The sequence below is a fragment of the Actinomadura livida genome, assembly GCF_014648675.1.
Lineage (GTDB): Bacteria > Actinomycetota > Actinomycetes > Streptosporangiales > Streptosporangiaceae > Spirillospora > Spirillospora livida.
Window position 1 is genome coordinate 1 of the sequence record NZ_BMRO01000023.1, and the last position, 3388, is coordinate 3388.

1 protein-coding gene and 1 pseudogene are annotated in these 3388 nt (G+C 72.3%); one reads left to right on the forward strand and one right to left on the reverse strand.

Features of this window, described 5'->3' with window-relative positions:
- The first annotated feature begins 1544 nt into the window (after positions 1-1544).
- The gene (locus IEZ03_RS34855) at positions 1545-2777 is read left to right on the forward strand and encodes a glycosyltransferase (RefSeq protein WP_229808773.1); all 1233 of its coding nucleotides are present in this window, start codon (positions 1545-1547) and stop codon (positions 2775-2777) included.
- 258 nt (positions 2778-3035) lie between these two features.
- Here IEZ03_RS34855 and IEZ03_RS34860 read toward each other — a convergent pair.
- Positions 3036-3388 (reverse strand): annotated as a pseudogene (locus tag IEZ03_RS34860) (hypothetical protein); the annotation flags it as partial.

Sequence of the window (3388 nt, forward strand, 5' to 3'; positions counted from 1 at the left end):
CCCCCGTCCCCACCTCCGCCTCCCCGACCCCTCAACCCACCCCCGAGGCACACCAGGACACCGGTCCAGGGCGCGCTGCCACCGACCCGCTCCGACCGGTCACCCCACCGATCGACACGTCAACACCATCAACGGGCCACACCGACCTCCCGACCGGCGGCGGCACCCTGCCGCCCACCGCACCCCACGCCGGCCCGGCCTACCAGCCGGCGACCAGCACCCCAGGCCCACGCATACGGCCTGAAGAGCGTCCAGCCGAGCACGGCGCCAAGTCACCGGACGCCACCGAAACCACCCCGATCACCCAACCGATCCCCATTCTCGACACCACCCCGACACCCCCGCCAACAGGCCCCGAGAACCACCCCGCACAAGGCGGCGCCACGGAGCACACCCCCACACAGACCAGCGCGGCCTCGGAAGCAAGCGGCGGGACCGCCGGGCTCTTCACCGAGCCTGAGGAGCGTCCAGTCGGCGGAGCGGCGCGCGGTGCCGCTGGAAGTCGCTCGGGCGGGCACCCGGGGGCGCTGCCGGGTCGCAGCGGTGCGCCCTGGGGGGCCGCGGGGCATGAGCAGTCGTCCACGCTGGACGATCCAGCTCCGGGTGCCATGCGGCACGGCGCTTCTCTCCGGACAGGTAGTGGGACTTCCTCGAACCCTGCGGAGTCTGAGCGTCTGGACGACGGCAGCACCGTGCTCGGTGGGGCGGAAAGCGCCCCTGCTGGGCAGGTGACTCCCCCTCCGGCCGACGACCTGGCGGGCGACGAAGACCGAACGGTCGAAGGCGAGGCCACGCTGCACGGGGTTGCACAGGACAGTGATTCTCCGCAGGTCGCAGGCGGCGGAGCCGCTCAGGGCGGCGTTGAGGGCCAGCCGCCGGGATCGCCTGCTCTCCCGGGTGTCCAGACGCCGCCCGAAGCATCCCTGCGCAGCGCGCAGCACACGAGCGACAGCGGCGGGACGGTGCAGAGCGGCAGCCAAGGCCAGTCGCCAGAAGACTCGCCCACGTTCCCGAGTGACGAGACGCCGCCCGAGACATCCGTGGACAGCGCGCAGCATGGGAGCGACAGTCGCGGGACAGCCCAGAGCGGCAGCCAAGGCCGGCCGGTGGGAGACTCGCCCGTTTTCCCGGGAGACGAGAGTTCGCCCGAAGCGTCCGTGCACGACGCGCAGCGCGTGAGTGACGGTGGTGGGACGGCGCTGGGGGGCAGCGAAGGCCAGCTGTCGGGAGGTGCGGCTGTTTTCCCGGGTGGGGAGACGTCGGCCGAGGCGTCCGTGGGCGGTGTGGAGCGCGTGGGTGATGGGGGCGGGGCGGTGTCGGGGACTGGTTCGTCTCGGCCGGGGGAGCTCAGGGTGTCTTCCTCGGGGGGGCGCACGCAGGGCGCGGGGGGAGAGGCGCCTTCGAGGGGTGTGGAGTGGGATCCGGAGGAGGGCGGGGAGCGGCCGACGCCTCCGGAGGGGTGGTACGAGCCTTATGTTCCCGAGGAGAAGCCGGTGGACGAGCCGCAGCCCAAGCCGCGCGGCGATGCCTGGTAGGAGGACGGCGTGCGCAGAATCGTGATCTTCGCGGCTGGGTCGCGGGGGGACATCCAGCCGTGTGTGGCGCTCGGGCAGGTGCTCCGGCGGCGGGGGGACGAGGTGCGGCTCGTGGCGAGTGCGCGGTACTCGCCGATGGTCGTCGCCGCGGGGCTGGAGCTCGCGCCGCTGACGGCCGATCCCACGGAGATCCTCGAATCGGATGCCGGTCAGGAGTTGCTGGCGGGCGGGCGTAATCCGGTGAAGTTCCTCGGTGGGTTCCGGCGCATATTGGGGCCGATGGCCGAGCGGCTGCTGGCGGAATGTTTGGACGCCTGCAAGGGCGCCGATCTCATTCTGGGGCCGACGCTCGGCTTTCTTCCCCGGCATATCGGCGAGCATCTCGGTGTTCCGTGGGCGCTGATTCATTTTCAGCCGAGCCAGCCGACCGGCGCGTTTCCGCATCCGTTCGTTCCGCGGGCGCGGATGTTCGGGCCCTGGGCGAACCGGGCGAGTTTCCTGGCGGTCGACCAGATCGCGTGGCAGTTGTCGCGGCCGTTCATCAACCCGTGGCGGGAGGAGACGCTGGGGTTGCGGCGGCTGCCGGTGCGCGGCAGGCGGGCGGACGGCGGGCCGGTGCTGGCGTGCTTCAGCCCGGCCGTGGTCCCGCGGCCGCGGGACTGGTCGTCCAACGTGCACCTCACCGGCTACTGGTTCCTCGACGAGCCTGATTGGGAGCCTCCAAGGGAGCTTGCGGATTTTCTGGCGGCGGGTCCGGCGCCGGTGTACGTCGGTTTCGGAAGCATGGTTCCGAAAGATGCCGATATGACCGAAATGGTGGTGCGGACGGCGTTGCGGGTCGCCGGTGTGCGCGGCATCGTGCAAGGGGATCCCGACACTTCGGACGAGCACGTTCTCGCTGTTCAGGACGTCCCGCATTCGTGGCTCTTTCCGCGGATGGCCGCGGTGGTGCATCACGGGGGCGCGGGAACGACCGCGGCGGGCCTGCGGGCGGGTGCGCCGACCGTTGTGTGTCCGTTCTTCGGTGATCAGCCCTATTGGGGGGAGCGGGTGGCGTCGCTGGGGGCGGGGCCGGCTCCGCTGCCGTTCCGGGCGCTGACGGTGCCCCGGCTGGCGGCGAAGATCCGGCAGGCCGTCCAGGATCAGGGGCTGGCCGACCGGGCGGACGAGCTGGGGCGGCGGATCCGGGCCGAGGACGGCGTCGGACGGGCGCAGGAGATCATCGACTCGCTCCTTCGTTGACAGTCATCTAGGACGTCGGCTGGGCGGGTCGGTCTCCGACATGGCGTCGGCGGGAGATGAGTCTTCTGGGCTGGGCAGGCGGAGCTTGCCTTCGGGTTAGTTCGGTCCGGACCTCGCTGGTGTTCCCCCGATCCCGGCGTTCTCCCGGAGCACTTCATGGTGGCCAGGACGACCGAGACCAGCCGCGCCAGGCAGTTTCGCCGCGGCATCGAGCAGCTCGCGCCTCAGTGACGGGCGGCCGTGCTTAGGGGGACGTGCTTAGGGGGAGTCGTCTTCGACTTCGCCCCAGCGCCAGCCCGTGCCGTCGGGGTTGGGGATGATCGCCCGTTTGGTGCGCCGGGCGGGAGGCGGGGCGGGGTCCGGCTGCGGAGGGCCGTCCGCCCACGGGTTCCACGGCTCTTCAGGCGGCCGGTCGTCCGAGGGCGGCGTCCTGAAGACCAGCTTCGGCGGTTCGCCGCCCGGGAGGTCGTTCACGGGCGGCTGTGCGGCGGGGCGGAACGCCTCGTTCGCGTCCCTCCGCGGCCGGGCCGGCGGCACGTGCGCCGGCTCCGGCCCGGCCGCCGAGGACGGCCGGTAGGCGCCCGGCGGCGTCGGTACGCCCCCGGCCGGCC